This is a genomic window from Burkholderia sp. SR8 (assembly GCF_052851275.1).
The window spans coordinates 196,528-212,809 of sequence record NZ_JAULUC010000007.1 but is presented as its reverse complement, the minus strand read 5'-3'; the positions used below and the strand labels follow the sequence as shown (position 1 = coordinate 212,809).

Annotated in this window: 18 protein-coding genes; 8 read left to right on the top strand and 10 right to left on the bottom strand. The window is 67.6% G+C overall.

The genetic code is table 11. The features are described 5' to 3' along the window. Positions 1-135: 135 nt before the first annotated feature. Together Q3A80_RS11550 and Q3A80_RS11545 are read right to left on the bottom strand one after the other, a co-directional pair. Positions 136-759, bottom strand: a complete 624-nt coding sequence (locus Q3A80_RS11550; RefSeq protein ID WP_446329168.1) for a phospholipase D family nuclease — start codon at positions 757-759, stop codon at positions 136-138. A 489-nt stretch (positions 760-1,248) separates the two neighbouring features. Next, positions 1,249-1,731 (bottom strand): winged helix-turn-helix transcriptional regulator, encoded by a 483-nt coding sequence (locus Q3A80_RS11545; RefSeq protein ID WP_446329167.1) that lies wholly within the window; start codon positions 1,729-1,731, stop codon positions 1,249-1,251. Positions 1,732-1,900: 169 nt separating this feature from the next. On the opposite strand from Q3A80_RS11545, the gene Q3A80_RS11540 reads away from it, so the two are divergent. Further along, on the top strand, positions 1,901-2,338 hold the full coding sequence (locus tag Q3A80_RS11540; RefSeq protein WP_040144124.1) for a PaaI family thioesterase: 438 nt from the start codon (positions 1,901-1,903) through the stop codon (positions 2,336-2,338). A gap of 199 nt (positions 2,339-2,537) precedes the next feature. Beyond that, positions 2,538-3,590: an NADP(H)-dependent aldo-keto reductase gene (locus tag Q3A80_RS11535; RefSeq protein WP_446329166.1), complete on the top strand. Its 1,053-nt coding sequence runs from the start codon at positions 2,538-2,540 to the stop codon at positions 3,588-3,590. 129 nt (positions 3,591-3,719) lie between these two features. Here the strand turns inward: Q3A80_RS11535 and Q3A80_RS11530 are convergent, their stop codons facing one another. Together Q3A80_RS11530 and Q3A80_RS11525 are read right to left on the bottom strand one after the other, a co-directional pair. Next, positions 3,720-5,006 (bottom strand): MFS transporter, encoded by a 1,287-nt coding sequence (locus Q3A80_RS11530; protein WP_446329165.1) that lies wholly within the window; start codon positions 5,004-5,006, stop codon positions 3,720-3,722. A gap of 35 nt (positions 5,007-5,041) precedes the next feature. After that, positions 5,042-6,463 (bottom strand): M20 family metallopeptidase, encoded by a 1,422-nt coding sequence (locus tag Q3A80_RS11525; RefSeq protein WP_446329164.1) that lies wholly within the window; start codon positions 6,461-6,463, stop codon positions 5,042-5,044. Positions 6,464-6,628: 165 nt separating this feature from the next. Between Q3A80_RS11525 and Q3A80_RS11520 the strand changes: the two genes are divergently transcribed. The 4 genes from Q3A80_RS11520 to Q3A80_RS11505 all read left to right on the top strand — a co-directional run bounded on the left by Q3A80_RS11520 (position 6,629) and on the right by Q3A80_RS11505 (position 10,475). Next, entirely contained in the window at positions 6,629-7,582 is a 954-nt protein-coding gene (locus Q3A80_RS11520) for a LysR substrate-binding domain-containing protein (RefSeq protein WP_446329163.1), read from the top strand. Positions 7,583-7,646: 64 nt separating this feature from the next. Then, on the top strand, positions 7,647-8,774 hold the full coding sequence (mnmH, locus tag Q3A80_RS11515; protein ID WP_446329162.1) for a tRNA 2-selenouridine(34) synthase MnmH: 1,128 nt from the start codon (positions 7,647-7,649) through the stop codon (positions 8,772-8,774). After that, positions 8,771-9,829 (top strand): permease, encoded by a 1,059-nt coding sequence (locus Q3A80_RS11510; RefSeq protein WP_446329161.1) that lies wholly within the window; start codon positions 8,771-8,773, stop codon positions 9,827-9,829. The genes mnmH and Q3A80_RS11510 overlap by 4 nt, the downstream gene beginning before the upstream one ends. A gap of 223 nt (positions 9,830-10,052) precedes the next feature. Further along, positions 10,053-10,475 (top strand): hypothetical protein, encoded by a 423-nt coding sequence (locus Q3A80_RS11505; protein ID WP_040144131.1) that lies wholly within the window; start codon positions 10,053-10,055, stop codon positions 10,473-10,475. A 48-nt stretch (positions 10,476-10,523) separates the two neighbouring features. On the opposite strand, the gene Q3A80_RS11500 is transcribed toward Q3A80_RS11505, so the two are convergent. The 3 genes from Q3A80_RS11500 to Q3A80_RS11490 form a co-directional block, all read right to left on the bottom strand. Further along, positions 10,524-11,357: an ABC transporter permease gene (locus tag Q3A80_RS11500; protein ID WP_446329160.1), complete on the bottom strand. Its 834-nt coding sequence runs from the start codon at positions 11,355-11,357 to the stop codon at positions 10,524-10,526. A gap of 6 nt (positions 11,358-11,363) precedes the next feature. Further along, positions 11,364-12,278 carry a nodulation factor ABC transporter ATP-binding protein NodI gene (gene nodI, locus Q3A80_RS11495; protein WP_446329159.1) on the bottom strand — a complete coding sequence of 305 codons (915 nt, stop codon included), beginning with the start codon at positions 12,276-12,278 and terminating at the stop codon, positions 11,364-11,366. Between the two features lie 163 nt (positions 12,279-12,441). Next, positions 12,442-12,606, bottom strand: coding sequence for a hypothetical protein (locus tag Q3A80_RS11490; RefSeq protein ID WP_446329158.1), 165 nt, complete (start codon positions 12,604-12,606; stop codon positions 12,442-12,444). Here Q3A80_RS11490 and Q3A80_RS11485 point away from each other — a divergent pair. After that, positions 12,605-13,102, top strand: a complete 498-nt coding sequence (locus tag Q3A80_RS11485) for a universal stress protein (RefSeq protein WP_151063539.1) — start codon at positions 12,605-12,607, stop codon at positions 13,100-13,102. The genes Q3A80_RS11490 and Q3A80_RS11485 overlap by 2 nt on opposite strands. A 110-nt stretch (positions 13,103-13,212) precedes the next feature. On the opposite strand, the gene Q3A80_RS11480 is transcribed toward Q3A80_RS11485, so the two are convergent. The 3 genes from Q3A80_RS11480 to lexA are packed head-to-tail and all read right to left on the bottom strand — an operon-like array spanning position 13,213 to position 14,977. Continuing rightward, entirely contained in the window at positions 13,213-13,935 is a 723-nt protein-coding gene (locus tag Q3A80_RS11480) for a DUF2939 domain-containing protein (RefSeq protein ID WP_446329157.1), read from the bottom strand. A gap of 29 nt (positions 13,936-13,964) precedes the next feature. Beyond that, positions 13,965-14,303: a hypothetical protein gene (locus tag Q3A80_RS11475; RefSeq protein WP_040144136.1), complete on the bottom strand. Its 339-nt coding sequence runs from the start codon at positions 14,301-14,303 to the stop codon at positions 13,965-13,967. A gap of 26 nt (positions 14,304-14,329) precedes the next feature. Next, positions 14,330-14,977 (bottom strand): transcriptional repressor LexA, encoded by a 648-nt coding sequence (lexA, locus tag Q3A80_RS11470; RefSeq protein ID WP_151063537.1) that lies wholly within the window; start codon positions 14,975-14,977, stop codon positions 14,330-14,332. Positions 14,978-15,241: 264 nt separating this feature from the next. Here lexA and Q3A80_RS11465 point away from each other — a divergent pair, with 264 nt between their 5' ends. After that, entirely contained in the window at positions 15,242-16,279 is a 1,038-nt protein-coding gene (locus Q3A80_RS11465) for a sulfate ABC transporter substrate-binding protein (protein ID WP_446329156.1), read from the top strand. Positions 16,280-16,282: the final 3 nt, after the last annotated feature.

Sequence of the window (16,282 nt, the reverse complement as noted above, 5' to 3'; positions counted from 1 at the left end):
TCGCGTGCCGGCCATTCGGCCAGGTTGATCGTTGCGTGATGCGGGCCGATCATTGACGCCATCAAGTGGTGAATGCGCGCAATGACGAGCGTTGGGCATCGCGCACGCGAACGGCGCTCGCGTGCGTGCGATGCGTCAATACGACGACCGGTACGGCGTGCCCTGGTCGAAGCGGCTCTGCCAGTGCGTGAGGTAGCGCGACGCGAGCTGCGGGTTGTTCCACACGACCACGACGTTTTCGGAATTGCGGCTTGCGGCCGAAGCGCTGTAGTTGAACGAGCCCGTCTCGACGTGTTCGGCATCGATCACGAGATACTTGTCGTGGTGGATCGCATAGGCGTCGATCGTGCGCGTCGGAATGCCCGCATTGACGAGCAGGTTCAGCGCCTGCTTGCTGCTCTTCGCGCGATTGCCCTTGTCGTCGACGACGACCGCGACATTCACGCCGCGCCGCTTCGCGGCCAGCAGCGCACGCGTGACGGGCGGCGACGTGAACGAGTAGGCAGCGACGCGAATCGAGCTGCGCGCGGCGCCGATCGCCTTCAGCACGAGTGCCTCGGCGCCGCCGTCGGGCGAGAACGCCGATTCGACGACTTGCGTGGCCGGCGCTTCATGGGTCGGAGCCGGCAGCAGCTGCGCGATGAAATCGATCGCCTGTTGCAGCAGCGATTCGTTGTGCGTCTTGCCGAACGCGGCGAAGGGTGTGGCGAGCAGGGAGGCGGCGAGGCAGGCGGCGGCGAGGCGTTTGCGCGACAACATCTTGGACAGCGAATGATTTCGAGACAGCGGGCCGTGAGTGTAACGCAGACGGGGCGGCGCGGCCACGCATTCATGCGAATGGGAAGCGGGGTCGCGCAGCCAGCGTGAACGATGCGGCGACGTTCGTGATGTCGTATGTGACGCGCATTCGCCGCGGAGGCGCCGAGTGACGCTTGCCGATGGCGAGCGCACGTGTACGCGCGCTGGAGCGTACCGCCGCGGCGTAACGACATGCGGGAACTCGCTCGCACCGGTTCAGCACATAGCGGTTTGGGCGGTTTGGGCGGTTTGGGCGGTGTGGGCGGTGTGGGTAGTGTGGGTAGTGTGGGTAGTGTGGGTAGTGTGGGTAGTGTGGACGGTGCGAGCGAGACCGCGGGCGGCGCGCATCAACACGAATGCGCCGGCACGCTTGAACACATGCGGCGCGCGCACGCACGCATGAGGCCCGAGCCGCGATGATCGACGCGCGGCAGGCCGGCCGCGTCGGCGTCAGTTGTCGAGCGGCCCGGCAGTCTCGCGGGCGGTCCATCCGGGCCCGGGTTCGGGCCGCACGTCGTGCGCATCGAGCGGCTCGCCGCACGCGGAGCACACCGCGACCGCATGCATCAGCTGCCCGCAGTTGCGATGGCGCAATTGCACCGGCGGCCCGTTGCCGTCGTCCTTCCAGCGGTCGCCCCACGTCATCAGTGCGAGCAGCGCCGGGTAGAGGTCGAGGCCTTTTTCCGTCAACCGGTATTCGAAGCGCGGCGGGCGCTCCTGATACGCGCGCTTGACCAGCACGCCTTCGTCGACCAGCCGCGCGAGCCGCTCGGCCAGCACGTGGCGCGTGAGGCCCAGTTGCGTCTGGAACGCATCGAAGCGGCGGCAGCCGAGAAACGCGTTGCGCAGGATCAGCATGGTCCAGCGATCGCCAAGCACGGCGAGCGTGCGCGCGACCGAACAGTTCAGCGTGCCGATGTCATCCCATTTCATGATCGAGTCTCGTGCGGCAGTTCAGCGAAGAAGCGGGTTCGATTATAGAACCCGCCATCGGTTGCAACGGCTGCCTGTTGCGTTGACAAGCCCGGCGCGGTTGTCAATAATAAGTTCCAATTTAGAACTTACTAGCGCGGCGACGCGCTTTCAATCAGGAGACAACCCGATGAATCCGCTTTCCCTGTCCGGTCTCGAACTGCTGCGTGCGGCGGCGGCGGGCGACGTGCCGCTCGCGTCGATTTCGGAGACGATTCCGATGCGGCCGCTGGGCGTCGAACTCGGCTACGTGAAGATGTCGGCGCGCGCGGACGGGCGCCACCTGAATCCGCTCGGCGGCGTGCATGGCGGCTTCGCCGCAACGGTGCTCGATTCGGTCACGGGCTGCGCGGTGCATTCGATGCTGGACGCCGGCGTCGGCTACGGCACGGTCGACCTCCACGTGAAGATGCTGCGCCCGGTGCCGCGCGACGTCGACCTGATCGCGGAAGGGCGCGTGATTCACCTGTCGCGTTCGCTCGGCGTCGCGGAAGGCACGTTGAAGACGCCGGACGACAAGATCGTCGCGCATGCATCGGCGACGTGCTTCATTCAACGGCCGCAGTAACGGAGCACGCGCGGCTGAAGCGCCGCACTCCGGTGTCGCACGCAATGCCGGCGACGCTCGCACGGACGCCCGCCGTCACCGGCATCGGCGCGCGCCGTCGGCACATCGAAGGCCGCCTGTAAGCGTGCGCGTCGGGCATCTGAAGCGCTCGCACCAATGTGATAGCGTTCCTGCTTTCCACTGACGCGACAGGAACAGCATGGAATACCGCACACTCGGCGATTCGGGCATCGAGGTCAGCCTGATCGGTCTCGGCACGATGACGTGGGGCGAGCAGAATTCGGAGCGCGACGCGCACGAGCAGATCGATTACGCGCTCGGGCAGGGCGTCACGCTGATCGACGCCGCGGAGATGTACCCGGTGCCTCCGAAGCCCGATACCCAGGGCCGCACGGAGCAGTACATCGGCACGTGGCTCGCGCAGCATCGCGCGCAGCGCGACCGGATCGTGCTCGCGACGAAGATCGCGGGGCCGGCGCGCCAGCCGCACAATCCGCGCCATATTCGCGGCGAGGGCAACCAGTTCGACCGGAAGAACCTGACCGAGGCGCTCGACGGCAGCCTCAAGCGCCTGCAGACCGATTATGTCGACCTGTACCAGTTGCACTGGCCGGATCGCAGCACGACGACGTTCGGCCGCCCCGCATATCCGTGGGTCGACGATGCGTACACGGTGCCGATCGAGGAAACGCTGGGCGTGCTCGCGGAATTCGTGAAGGCCGGCAAGATCCGCGCAATCGGTGTGTCGAACGAAACGCCGTGGGGCGTCGCGCAGTTCCTGCGCGCAGCCGAGAAGCTCGAGCTGCCGCGCATCGCGAGCATCCAGAATCCGTACAGCCTGCTCAACCGCACGTTCGAAAACGGCCTGTCCGAGTTCACGCATCGCGACGGTATCGGCCTGCTCGCGTATTCGCCGCTCGCGTTCGGCTGGCTGTCCGGCAAGTACGAGAACGGCGCGCGTCCGGCCGGCGCGCGCATCACGCTGTTCGAGCGCTTCCAGCGCTACAGCAAGCCGCAGGCCGTGGAAGCGACGTCGCGTTACGTCGCGCTCGCGAAACGTCACGGACTGTCGCCCGCGCAGCTCGCGCTCGCGTTCGTCAACAGCCGGCCGTTCGTGCGCAGCAACCTGATCGGCGCGACGTCGCTCGAGCAACTGAAGGAGAACATCGGCAGCATCGACGTGAAGCTGTCGGCCGAGATCCTTGCCGAGATCGACGCGCTGCACGAACTGCAGCCGAACCCGGCGCCGTAAACGGCGAGCGGCCCGCGCGGCACGGATGCCGTGGCGGGTCGCGGCGGGCGCGCATCGCTGCGCGCCCGCTTCTTTCGTCGCCGCGGAAACGCAGATGCGCAGATACTGCGGAAACCGCGAATACCGCCGTTACCGCATCCCGAGCCGCGTGCGCGCAGCCAGCAGCGCAACGAGGCTCAACACCGCGCAACCCATCAGGTACAGTGCCGGCGACAGCCGGTTGCCGGTCGCGCTGATCAGCCACGTAATGATGAACGGCGCGAAGCCGCCGAACAGCGTGACGCCCGTGTTGTAGCTGACCGCGAGCCCGGTCGCGCGCGTCTGTGCCGGGAACAGCTCTGCCATCAGCGCCGGCAGCGCGCCGCAGTACGTCGCCTTCAGCAGGCCGATCCAGACCAGCGCGGCGAGCATCGTCGCGAACGATGCGTGATGCGTGAGCCACACGAACGTCGGCCACACGGTCGCGAGCATCAGCACGGCCGCTGCCGCCATCACGCGAATCCGGCCCGTGCGGTCCGACAGATGGCCGACCAGCGGCGTGACGAGCGTCAGCACGAAGCCGGTCGCGAGCGTCGCCGCGAAGCCCGTCGACGCCGGCAGCCCGAGCTGCTTGATCGCATACGTCGGCATGTACAGCACCATGTAGTTGATCGCGGTCGATATCACGAGCACGCCGATCGACAGCAGCACGCGCATCTTCTGGTCCGCGAACAGCTCGCGCACCGGCGCTTCGGAGCGCGCCTGCGTCTTGAACTCGATGCCTTCGTCGACGTAGCGGCGGATGTAGAGCCCGACCGGGCCGATCGCGAGCCCGAACAGGAACGGCACGCGCCAGCCCCAGCTTTCGAGTTGCGCGGTGCTCAGCGTCGACGTCAGCAGCGCACCGAAGCCCGATGCGAGCAGCGTCGCGAGCCCTTGGCTCGCGAACTGCCAGCTCGACATGAAGCCGCGCCGCTGCGGCGCATGTTCGACGAGGAACGCGGTCGAGCTCGCGAATTCGCCGCCGGCGGAGAAGCCCTGCATCAGCCGCGACAGCATGATCCCGAGCGGCGCGAGAATGCCGATCGACGCGTAGGTCGGCATCAGCGCGATCAGCAGCGTGCCGGCCATCATCATTCCGATCGACAGCAGCAGCGACGCCTTGCGGCCCGCGCGGTCCGCGTACGCGCCGAGCACGAAGCCGCCGATCGGCCGGATCAGATAGGACAGCCCGAACGTGCCGAGCGTGAGCAGCAGCGACGTCGCTTCGCTCGTCGCCGGAAAGAACAGCTTGGCGATCGTGACCGCGAAAAAGCCGTAGACGATCAGGTCGAACCATTCGAGCGCATTGCCGATCGACGCGGCGAAGATGATGCGCCGGATTTTCGCGGCGCTGGGGCGGGCGGCGTCCTGCGACGTCAGGGTGGTCGTATTCATCGTATGAGCAGATCCCGAGAAAGGGGCGAAGCGCGTTACAGGACGGCGCCGGCCGCGGCGGGTGCCGCGCGGCGTACGGACGGCGGGGCGTCGCCGAGATCCCAGAAGAGGCCGGCCATCATCTGCAGCCCCTCGCGCACGACGCTCGCGAGCAGATGCTCGTCGGGCGAGTGCTGCGAGCACGCCGGATACGAATGCGGGACCCACAGCGTCGGCAGCCCGAGCGTGTCGGCGAACACTTCGTTCGGCAGCGTGCCGCCGAGGTTCGGCAGGATCGCCGGCTTCTTGCCGGTCGTGCGCGCGAGGGACGCGACGGCCCAGCTCACCCACGGATCGTCCGGCGGCAGCCGCGTCGCCGGTGCGCCGCGTTCGACGTCGATCTCGATGTCGGCGAAGCCGTGTGCATCGAGATGTGCGCGCAGGTGCGCGTGCAGCGCCTCCCAGTCGGTGCCGACGACGAAGCGCAACTGGCAGTGCGCGTACGCGACGGGCGGAATCGCATTGACCGGATGCTCGGGATTGCCGGCCTTGAACGCGAGGATCTCGAACGCGTTCCAGCCGAACACGCGCTCGGCGGCGGTAAGGCCGGGCTCGCCCCAGTCCGCATCGAGCGCCGGATCGCCCGGGCCGCCGCCGACGGACAGGTCGGCGAGCGCGGCACGCACGGCGGCCGGGATCGGCGGCGGACGCAGCCCCGCGACGCGGATCGCGCCGCGCGCATCGACGAGGCTCGCGAGCGCGTTCGCGAGCACGGTCGCCGGGTTGCGCAGCAGCCCGCCCCAGTTGCCGGAGTGATGGCCGCCGTCGCGTGCGCGCAGGCTCAGCTTGAAGTTGACCGAGCCGCGCGAGCCGAGGAATACGGTCGGGCGTTCGGCGGTGAGGCGCGGTCCGTCGGACGCGATCAGCACGTCGGCCGCGAGTGCGTCGCGCTCCTGGCGGCACAGCGCGTCGAGGCCCGGCGAACCCGTTTCCTCGCCCATCTCGATCAGCAGTTTCGCGTTGAAGCCGAGCCGGCCGCCGCGCGCGTCGAGCACGCTCGCCAGCGCGGCGAGGTTGACCGTGTGCTGGCCCTTGTTGTCGGCGCTGCCGCGGCCGTACCAGCGATCGCCGTCGACGGTCAGCGTCCACGGCGACAGCGGCGCGCGCCATTGCGCGTCGTAGCCGCGCACGACGTCGCCGTGGCCGTAGATCAGCACGGTCGGCAGCGCGTCGTCCTCGTGGCGTGACGCCAGCAGGAACGGGCCGCCGCCGTCGACGGGGTTGTCGACGATGCGCGACGCGAAACCCAGGCGTGCGGCTTCCGGTGCGATCTCGTCGGTCAGATACGCACGCAGCGCGGCGCCCGCGCCGCTGTCCTGGCTTTCGGTGCGCAGGCCGACGCGGCGGCTCAGGGTCGTGAAGAACGCGCCCGATTCGAACTGTTTCAGTGCGTGCTGGATGGCGGCGGTACGGCTCAAGACGTGTCTCCTCTGTCGGTTTTCGGGCCGTACGCGGCGCGCACGGCCAAGGCTGCGAACGATTCTAGAAAGCCGTTTTTTTTGTCACAATGATCGAATTTCGAACCTTTCGTTGCCGAAAAGGCAAAGCTGAACGGCCCGCGCAACGGGCACGGGGATACAACGATGGCGGCTTTCCTGCATGGTCTTGCGCTGCGCTACTTCGTCGAAGTAGCGCGCACCGGGTCGATCAGCGACGCGTCGGCGCGGCTGCACGTGGCCGTGTCGGCGATCAGCCGGCAGATCGCGAAGCTCGAGAGCGAACTCGGCGCGCCGCTGTTCGAGCGGCGGCCGCGCGGGATGGCACTGTCCGAAGCCGGCGAACGGCTGCTGGGCTTCGCGCAGCGCAGCCTGCTGGAGGCCGAGCACGTGATGAAGGAAATCGGCGGGCTGGAGGCGCTGCACGGCAGCCTGCTGAAGATCGCGTGCTCGGAAGGCTTCGCGATCGATTTCCTGCCCGGCGCGCTCGCGAGCTTCAAAGCGCGTCATCCGGGCGTGGATTTCTCGGTATGGGTCGTGTCGCCGACGGAGGCGACGCGGCGCGTGCGCGACGGCGATGCCGACATCGCGCTGACGTTCAGCCTCGCGCCGGAGCAGGGCGTGCGCGTCGAACACGCGGAGCGCGCGCCGATATTCGCGCTGGTGCGGCGCGATCATCCGCTGGCGGCGCGCGACGCGGTGCCGCTCGCCGATGTCGCCGGCCATCCGCACGTGCTGCCGGAGGCCGGCACGACCGTGCGCCAGCTGATCGACATCGCGTGCGTGCTCGACGGGCTCATGCTCGAGCCGGAACTGACGAGCAACAACACCGCCGTGATGTACCGCTACGCGCAGCGTACCGGCGCGGTGATGTTCACGGGGCTGTTGTCGGTGCGCGACCGCATCGGCGCGGACGGATTCGTCGTCGTGCCCGTCACGAACCCGCAGCTGCGCGAACGCAGCATCCAGGTGCAGACCATGGCGGGGCGCGATCTGCCCGCGTCGGTGCGCGCGTTTCGCGACCATCTGGTCGACGCGATGCGCGCCGCGTCGGCCCCGCCGCTCGCCGCGCGCGGCCCGAGGCGCCCGGGCGTGAGATAATCGCGAATCCGCCTTCCGTGCCCGTGCGGCTCGCCGAGCCGCATCGCCCCAGTTCGACGCCAAATTGAAGAACCTGATTGTCACCCTCGATCGCGCCGGCGAGTTCGACGAGATCATCGACGTGCGTACGCCGCTCGAGTTCGCCGAGGACCATATTCCCGGTGCGCTGAACGCGCCCGTCCTCAGCAACGAGGAGCGCGTGATCGTCGGTACGATGTACCGGCAGGTCTCGCCGTACGAAGCGACGCGCGTCGGCGCGGCGATGGTCGCGCGCAACATCGCGCGCCATCTCGACACCACGTTTGCCGACCGCCCGCGCAACTGGCGGCCGCTGATCTACTGCTGGCGCGGCGGCAAGCGCTCCGGCTCGATGACGAACTGGTTCAACCTGATCGGCTGGCAGGCGCGCCAGCTCGACGGCGGCTACAAGGCGTACCGCCGCTCGGTGTGCGCGACGCTCGACACGCTGCCGACGCGCTTTCGCTACATCGCGCTCGTCGGCCATACCGGCTGCGGCAAGACGCGGCTGCTGAACGCGCTGCGCGACGAAGGCGCGCAGACGCTCGATCTCGAGGCGCTCGCCTGCCATCGCGGCTCGCTGCTCGGCGCGCTGCCGGGTGTCTCGCAGCCGTCGCAGAAGTCGTTCGATTCGGGCCTCGTGAAGACGCTCGAACGTTTCGACCCCGCGTGGCCGGTATTCGTCGAATCGGAAAGCCGCAAGATCGGGCTCATCCAGTTGCCGCTCGCGCTGCTGGACGCGTTTCGCGCGGGGCCGTGGGTGCAGGTCGAAGCGGCGCACGACGACCGCATCGCATTCCTGCTCGACGACTACGCACATCTGTTCGACGAGCCGGCCGCGTTCAAGGCGCAGCTCGACCGGCTGATCGGCCTGCATAGCCGGGAAGAGGTCGCGCGCTGGAACGCGATGATCGATGCGAACGCGCGCACCGAACTGTTCCGCACGCTGATCGACAAGCATTACGATCCTGCGTACGCACGCACCTATCGTTCGTCGTACGGCAACCCGAACCGCGCGCTCACGTTCACGTTCCGGCCGAATGCGGCCGACGGGCGCGAGCAGGCGCGCGCGCTGCTCGACGCATTGGCGCAGGCCGGGCTGCCGGCGGTGCCCGTCGCGGGCGCGAATGCCGGATCCGACACCGACCAAAACCAATCGACCACCCAACGATGACGACCACACGCACCCAACCCGGTCCGGCGCTCGGCTGGATGACCTTCCTGCTGATCGCGGTCGCGGGACTGTTCTACGTGAAATGGTTCCCGTACTACAACAAGGCATTCGTCGCGGCTGAGCATCATTCGATCGGCCAGTCGATCCTGATGGGCACGTCGGCAAGCGCGCCGGAACCGTCGTTGAAGGCTGCGCTCGACTACGCATGGGCATACGGCAAGGCGATCTGGCAGGCGATGGTGCTCGGCCTGCTGCTGGGCTCGGCCGTGCAGGCGCTGCTGCCCGCGCACTGGGTCGCGCGCGTGCTCGGCCGCACCGGCTTCGGCAGCGTCGCGGCAGGCGGCCTGCTGTCGCTGCCGGGCATGATGTGCACGTGCTGCGCGGCGCCCGTCGTCGCGGGCCTGCGCGCGCGCCACGCGTCACCGGGCGGCGCGGTCGCGTTCTGGCTCGGCAACACGGTGCTGAATCCGGCGGCGCTGGTCTTCATGGGCTTCGTGCTCGGCTGGCACTGGAGCGCGTTGCGGCTCGTGCTGGGCATCGCGATGGTGTTCGGCATCGGCTATCTGCTGAACCGCATCGCACGCCCCGAGGACCGCAGCATCGACGATGCGCAACTCGCCGCGCTGGCGGCCGAACAGGCGGCCGCGGGCAACCCGTTCGTGCGCTGGATCAAGCTGCTCGCGCGCATGGCCGTGCGGCTCGTGCCCGAATACATCGTGCTCGTGCTGCTGCTCGGCGCGGCGCGCGCATGGCTGTTTCCGCACATCGGCCCGGACATCGGCAACCATCTCGGCTGGATCATCGCATTCGCGGTCGCGGGCACGTTGTTCGTGATCCCGACGGCCGGCGAGGTGCCGATCATCCAGGCGATGCTGTCGCTCGGCATGGGCGTCGGCCCGGCCGCCGCGCTGCTGCTGACGCTGCCGCCGATCAGCGTGCCGTCGCTCGCGATGCTCGCGCGTTCGTTCAAGCCGTACATGCTGGCGATCGTCGCGGGCCTCGTCGTCGTGTTCGGGATCGCGAGCGGGCTGCTCGCGATCGCGTTCGGGTTCTGACGGACGCGCTCACGGGACGGTGAGCGGGCGACGCGGCCGGACGGCTCCGGTTCGCGCCGCTGGCCGGCCTGCGCGGCACGATACGCGCGGCTGACGGCGACCGAACCGACATGCCTGCCGCTGCGCCGCGCGCAGTTCGAGCCTGCCGCGCGACCGTCGTATTCATCCGGCGCCGCCGCTTCGCGCGTGCGGCGCCCTTTACAAGAAGCAAACAGGAAAACGCATGACCCAACCGAAGATTCATCCTCGACTCGAAAAGGCGCTGACGCGCGGCGATCTCGCGATCCGCCAGGCCAATTCCGCGCGGGCGACTGCCGTGCTGAATGCGCTCGGCACGATGATCATCGAAGCGTCCGCCACGATCGGTGTCGAGGCGAGCATCGACATTCCGCAGGGCGACCGCATTTACGATCCGGTCAACGGCCTGTGGCCGCAGAAGATGCTGGTGTCGTTCGACGGCCCGGTCGACGAAGCCGATCCGGAAGAACTGCGCGCGGTCTATCTGGTCGCCGACGATCCGGGCACGCAGTTCCGCGTCGAATGGCATCGCGCGGACGGCAAGCTCGGCCGCCACGAAGGCGGCCCGCTCGCGACCGTCGCGTTCCTGACCGACGTCGAGATCCCGTGGAGCGACGACGACGAATAACATCGTCCCGATTTCGTCGTACCGGGCCGGCGCCGTGCGCGCCGGCCGTCAGCGCATCATCCGCCGCCGGAACAGCCACGCGGACACCACGAACCCGCCGACCGCGTAGCCGGCGAGCACCGCGAGATGCAGGCCGACGTCGGCCGCCGGCCGGCCGAGCATCGCGGGCCGGATCAGTTCGACCGCGTTCGCGAGCGGCAGCACGTGTGCCGCGTGCTGCGCGATCGGCGGCAACTGCGTAATCGGGAAGAACACGCCCGACAGCAGCAGCATCGGCGTCAGCACGAGCGTCTGATAGAACATGAAGAAGTCGTAGGAAGGCGCGAGCGCGGTGACGATCATCGCGGTGCTCGCGAACGCGAGGCCGGCGAGCGCGATCACGGGCAGCGCCGCGAGCATCGACGGAAACCGTGCATAGCCGAGCAGGCCCGCGACGAGCATGATCGCGACGCCCGACAACAGCGCCTTGCTCGCTCCCCAGACGATCTCGCCGAGCACGATGTCGCCCAGCGCGAGCGGCGTGTGCATGATTGCCTCCCAGGTGCGCTGCACGTGCATCCGGGAGAAGCCGGAATACATCGACTCGAAGCTCGCGGACATCATCACGCTCGAGCCGACCGTGCCGGCCGCGAGGAACGCGATATACGACACGCCGTCGACGTGGCCGAGCATCAACCCGAGCCCGAATCCCAGCCCGAACAGATAGATCATCGGATCGGCGAGATTGCCGAACAGCGACGCGAGCGCGAGCTTGCGCCACACGAGGTAGTTGCGCCGCCACACGGCGATCCAGTTCGTGGCATTCGCCGGCAGCGCGATCGCGAAGCGCGACTCGCGTGGCGGTGCGGACGGCGCGGCAGTGGAATAGTTGCGTACGTCCATGATCGATCAGTCCTGCATGTCGCGGCCCGTGAGCCGCAGGAACACGTCTTCAAGATTGGCCGGACGATGCAGGTAGCGCAAGCCCGCGCGACCCTTGAGCCGCGCGCCGAGCGGCTCCGGGTCCGTCACGTAGCAGAACAGCGTCTCGCCGCTGATCTCGGTGTGCTTCGCGAACGGCGACAGCTCGTCGCGCAGCGTGCGCGGGTCGGGCCCGTAGATTTCGATCACGTCGCACCCGATCTCCGATTCGATCAGCGCGTGCGGCGCACCTTCCGCGATCTTGCGGCCTTCCTCGATCACGCACAGCCGGTCGCACAGTCGCTCGGCTTCCTCCATGAAATGCGTGGTGATCAGGATCGTCTTGCCGCGCGCGAGCAGCGAGCGTAACCGCTCCCACATCAGATGCCGCGCCTGCGGATCGAGGCCCGTCGTCGGCTCGTCGAGCACGAGCACGTCGGGGTCGTTGACGAGCGCGCGGGCGAGCGTCAGCCGCCGTTTCATCCCGCCGGACAGCTCGCCGACCTTCGCATCGGCCTTGTTTTCCAGTTTCGCGAATTCGAGCAGCGGCTGCACGAGCGCGCGTGCGGCGGGCGCCGACATCCCGAAATAGCGGCTGAACACGAGCAGGTTTTCGCGGACCGTGAAGTCGGGATCGAGGTTGTCGAACTGCGGGACGACGCCGACACGCCGGCGCGCATGCCGCGCACGTGACGGAACCGGTTCGCCGCATAGCGAAATGGCGCCGGCATCGGGGTACGCGAGGCCCAGCAGCATCTTCAGCGTCGTGGTCTTGCCGGCGCCGTTCGGCCCGAGCAGGCCGTAGCATTCGCCGGCCTGCACGTGGAAGGACAGGTCGTCGACGACGAGCTTGTCGCCATAGCGCTTTTCGACGTTCCGGAAATCGATCGGTGCAACGGACATGGCAGGTTGTCGTTGTAAGCGGGCGCGGGCGCATGTGGCGGCCGGCCGGGTCGGCATGGCGGCTTGCGAACGGATCGGCCGAATGCGTGTCACATGGGCATGACCGAGGCGATCGCGCGTCGACGGCACGAACGGGCCATTCTAGTGCATCGGCTGCGTCTCTTCAGGGCATGCCCGCGCGGCACGGTGCAGGCGCGCACGGATCGTGCACCGCATCATCGCCGACGCGCCCCGCGTGGCGAATCAGCGTTTTCCATCCCTTGCGTCCGGAATTGCGGCGCACCATGATGAGTGCATAGCGCACGTAGTCGCGATAGGGAGGTTTCATGGCTAGCTACAACAAGATTCTGCTGTGCTACGACGGCACGCTCGAAGGGCGCAAGGCATTGCGCTGCGGTGCGAATCTCGCGTTGGACCTGAAGGCGGAAACGCATTTGCTGTCGGTCGTCGACATGCGCTCGAGCATCGCGCAAAGCGCAGGGCTGCTGACCGATGTCGCATGCGGCCGCTTCGAGGAAACCGCACGCGAGATCCTGCAGGAAGGCGTGAACTGGCTGCGCGAGCGTGGCGTGCAGGCGGAAGGGCACTTCGCGTTCGGTTATCCGATCGACGAAATCGCGAATCTCGCGACGGAGATCAACGCCGATCTCGTCGTCGTCGGCCACCGCTGCCGCAGCGGGTTGTCGAGATGGTGGATGGGCTCGGGCAACACGCAGCTGCTCGACCGCGTGAACTGCAGCATTCTGGTCGCGTGTTCTTCGGCGGAAGAGCAAAAGGCCGAGATCGCGCGCGAACGCGAAGCGGCTACCGCGAGCGGCAAGTAACACGGCAAACGATGCGTTGATCGCGTGACCGACCGGCCGCGGTGTGCCCGCGGTTCACGCCGGTCTCGCGCTGTGCCGCGTTCGCGGCATCCATTCCGATCGCGGCACGCTCATGCGTGCAGATCGATCGCGGACAGCTTCCACGAGAACAGTCCGAAGCGGTGAAAGATCGCCGCATAACGCGTGCCGTCGGCGCTGCGCTGGTAGGTCACGACGAATTCATCGATATTCCGGTAGCCGGCGCTCGTTTGCTGCGGATGGCCCGCATCAACGAGGCTCGCCGGTGCGGGTGCTGCCGCAGACGCGGACGGCGCAGCGGTGCTGCCGGGTACGGGGGCGGGCGCGCTCGCTGCGGCACCCGGACCAGCGGGCGGCGCGGCCGGCGTTGGCGGTGCAGCCGGTGCGTTGCCCGGCGCGCCGCCTGACGGCGGCCCCGACCATTCGGGCGGCCGTTCGCCCGGATTGCCGCGCGGCGGGATCCCGCTCATCAGCGCCGCCACACCTTCCGGCGTCGCGTACGCATCGACCAGCGGGCCGATCAATGCGGAGCCGATCAGCGCGCCGATCACCGCGAACGGGTTGTCCTTCTTCACCGCATCGATCCGGCGCATCAATTCTTCCGTGACCTGCTGCTTCAGGCTGATGCGCAGCGACGGGAAATCGACATACTCACTGACTGCCTGCGCATCGCGCGCATCGACCGCCGCTTTCAGGCGGCCGAGCGCGACATACGGCGATGCGTATGCATAGCCGATCGCCGCCAGTATGGCGACGGCCAGCACGACGATCAGCAGGGGTTTGAGCCGCCACGCGCGGCCCGACGTTACAGTCACGATCCCTCCGGTGCGGACAGGTTCCGCAATCAGAGACCGCCGTGCGTGGCCGATCGTTCCTCGGCGATGCAGCGGTCGATCATCCGGCACACGGCATCGATCGTGCCCACCATGATCAGGCGCGAGCGGCCGTGATAGACCCGGACGGGCGCACGGCGCGCCGGTTCCGCGTGATTGAGGCCGGCGTTCAGCGAGACCCGCGCGAATGCGGGAAGCGCCGACGGCAGCAGCGACGCCTGCCGTTCAACTGCGACTTCTTGGCTCACCACGGGCGCCGCGGCGGACAGCGGCGCGCAGGGCGTGCGGCCGCGCAGGTGACGCAGGCGGCCGAATTGACGGAAAGGCAGCAGACGGGAAAGGCGTTCCATGGTGTTCTCCTCAGCGAGACCGATTGTCAGAGTTCGCCCGAGCGGATCAGCCCGACGGCGATGCCTTCCAGCGCGAATTCCGCGCTGCCGGCCTTGACGAAGATGTTTTCGTAATCCGGGTTCTCCGCGATCAGCTCGAGGCCGCCGGGACGGCGCATCAGGCGCTTGACCGTGACGTCGTCGCCCAGACGCGCAACGATGATCTGGCCGTCCTTCGCTTCGGTGCGCTTCTGCACCGCGAGGAGGTCGCCGTCGAGAATGCCGGCGTCGCGCATGGACAGCCCGCGCACCTTCAGCAGGTAGTCGGGCTTGCTCGTGAACAGCGCGGGATCGCATGCGTAATGCTGCGAGATGTGCTCCTGCGCGAGGATCGGGCTGCCGGCCGCGACCCGGCCGACGAGCGGCAGCGACAGTTGCATCAGGCCGGCATGCGGGAGCGTGAACTGGTGCGGGACGTCGTCGACGCCGAGCAGGCGGATGCCGCGCGACGCGCCGGCCGCCAGTTCGATCACGCCCTTGCGCGCCAGCGCACGCAGGTGTTCCTCGGCCGCGTTCGGCGAACTGAAGCCGAGCTCGGCCGCGATCTCGGCGCGCGTGGGCGGGAAACCGGAGCGCTCGATCGCGCGACGGATCAAGTCGAACACTTGCTGCTGACGGGCGGTGAGTTTGGTCATGGCTGAACTGTATGGATAGACAGTGAGCTGTATTTTTATACAGTACTTCGCGAATTTCAAGCGTTACTTGAGGTTCGACGCGATCGCGCCGGTTCCGGCGTCATTTCGCGACGTCCGGACGGCGGTTCGTCTGCCGCAACCGTCCGTCCAGTCTGCGTTAGCACTTTTGAGTATTAAAAAATGAAGAACGATTATTTTTAATCATGTAACCCGTTCGATAGACTGGCCCGACATCGCAATACCGACAACACTGGAGAACCAAGGATGGCGAAGCGCAATACGGGGCTGGTGGGCGGAGTGGGCCGCCTGATCGCAACACTCGCGCTGGGCGCGGCGGCGGCGCTCGGCGTCGCGACGCATGCGCAGGCCGATACGACGTTCCTGAACGTGTCGTACGACCCGACGCGCGAGCTGTATCAGGATTTCAACCAGGCGTTCGGCAAGGAGTGGAAGGCGAAGACGGGCGAGACGGTCAACTTCAAGCAGTCGCACGGCGGCTCGGGCGCGCAGGCGCGCTCGGTGCTCGACGGCCTGCAGGCCGACGTCGTCACGCTGGCGCTCGCGTACGACATCGATGCGCTCGCCAACAAGGGTCTCGTCAACAAGGACTGGCAAAAGCGCCTGCCCGACAACGCGTCGCCGTACACGTCGACGATCGTGTTCCTGGTGCGCAAGGGCAACCCGAAGGGGATCAAGGACTGGGACGACCTGACCAAGCCGGGCGTCTCGATCGTCACGCCGAATCCGAAGACCTCGGGCGGCGCGCGCTGGAACTATCTGGCGGCATGGGCGTACGCCGTGCACAAGCCCGGCGGCAACGAGCAGAGCGCAAAGGAATTCGTGACGAAGCTGTACAAGAACGCCGGCGTGCTCGATTCGGGCGCACGGGGTGCGACGACGAGCTTCGTGCAGCGCGGGATCGGCGACGTGCTGATCGCATGGGAAAACGAGGCGTTCCTGTCGATCAAGGAATTCGGCACCGACAAGTTCGAGATCGTCGTGCCGTCGGTGAGCATCCTGGCCGAGCCGCCGGTCGCGGTGGTCGACAAGGTGGTCGACAAGAAGGGCACGCGCAAGCTGGCCGAGGCGTACCTGAATTTCCTGTACAGCCCGCAGGGCCAGGAGATCGCGGCGCGCAACTACTACCGTCCGCGTTCGAAGAACGTGCCGGCGGAGCTGACGAAGCAGTTCCCGAAGCTGAAGCTGTACACGGTCGACGACACGTTCGGCGGCTGGACGAATGCGCAGAAGACGCATTTCGCGGACGGCGGCGTGTTCGATTCGATCTACAAGCCGCAGTAACGC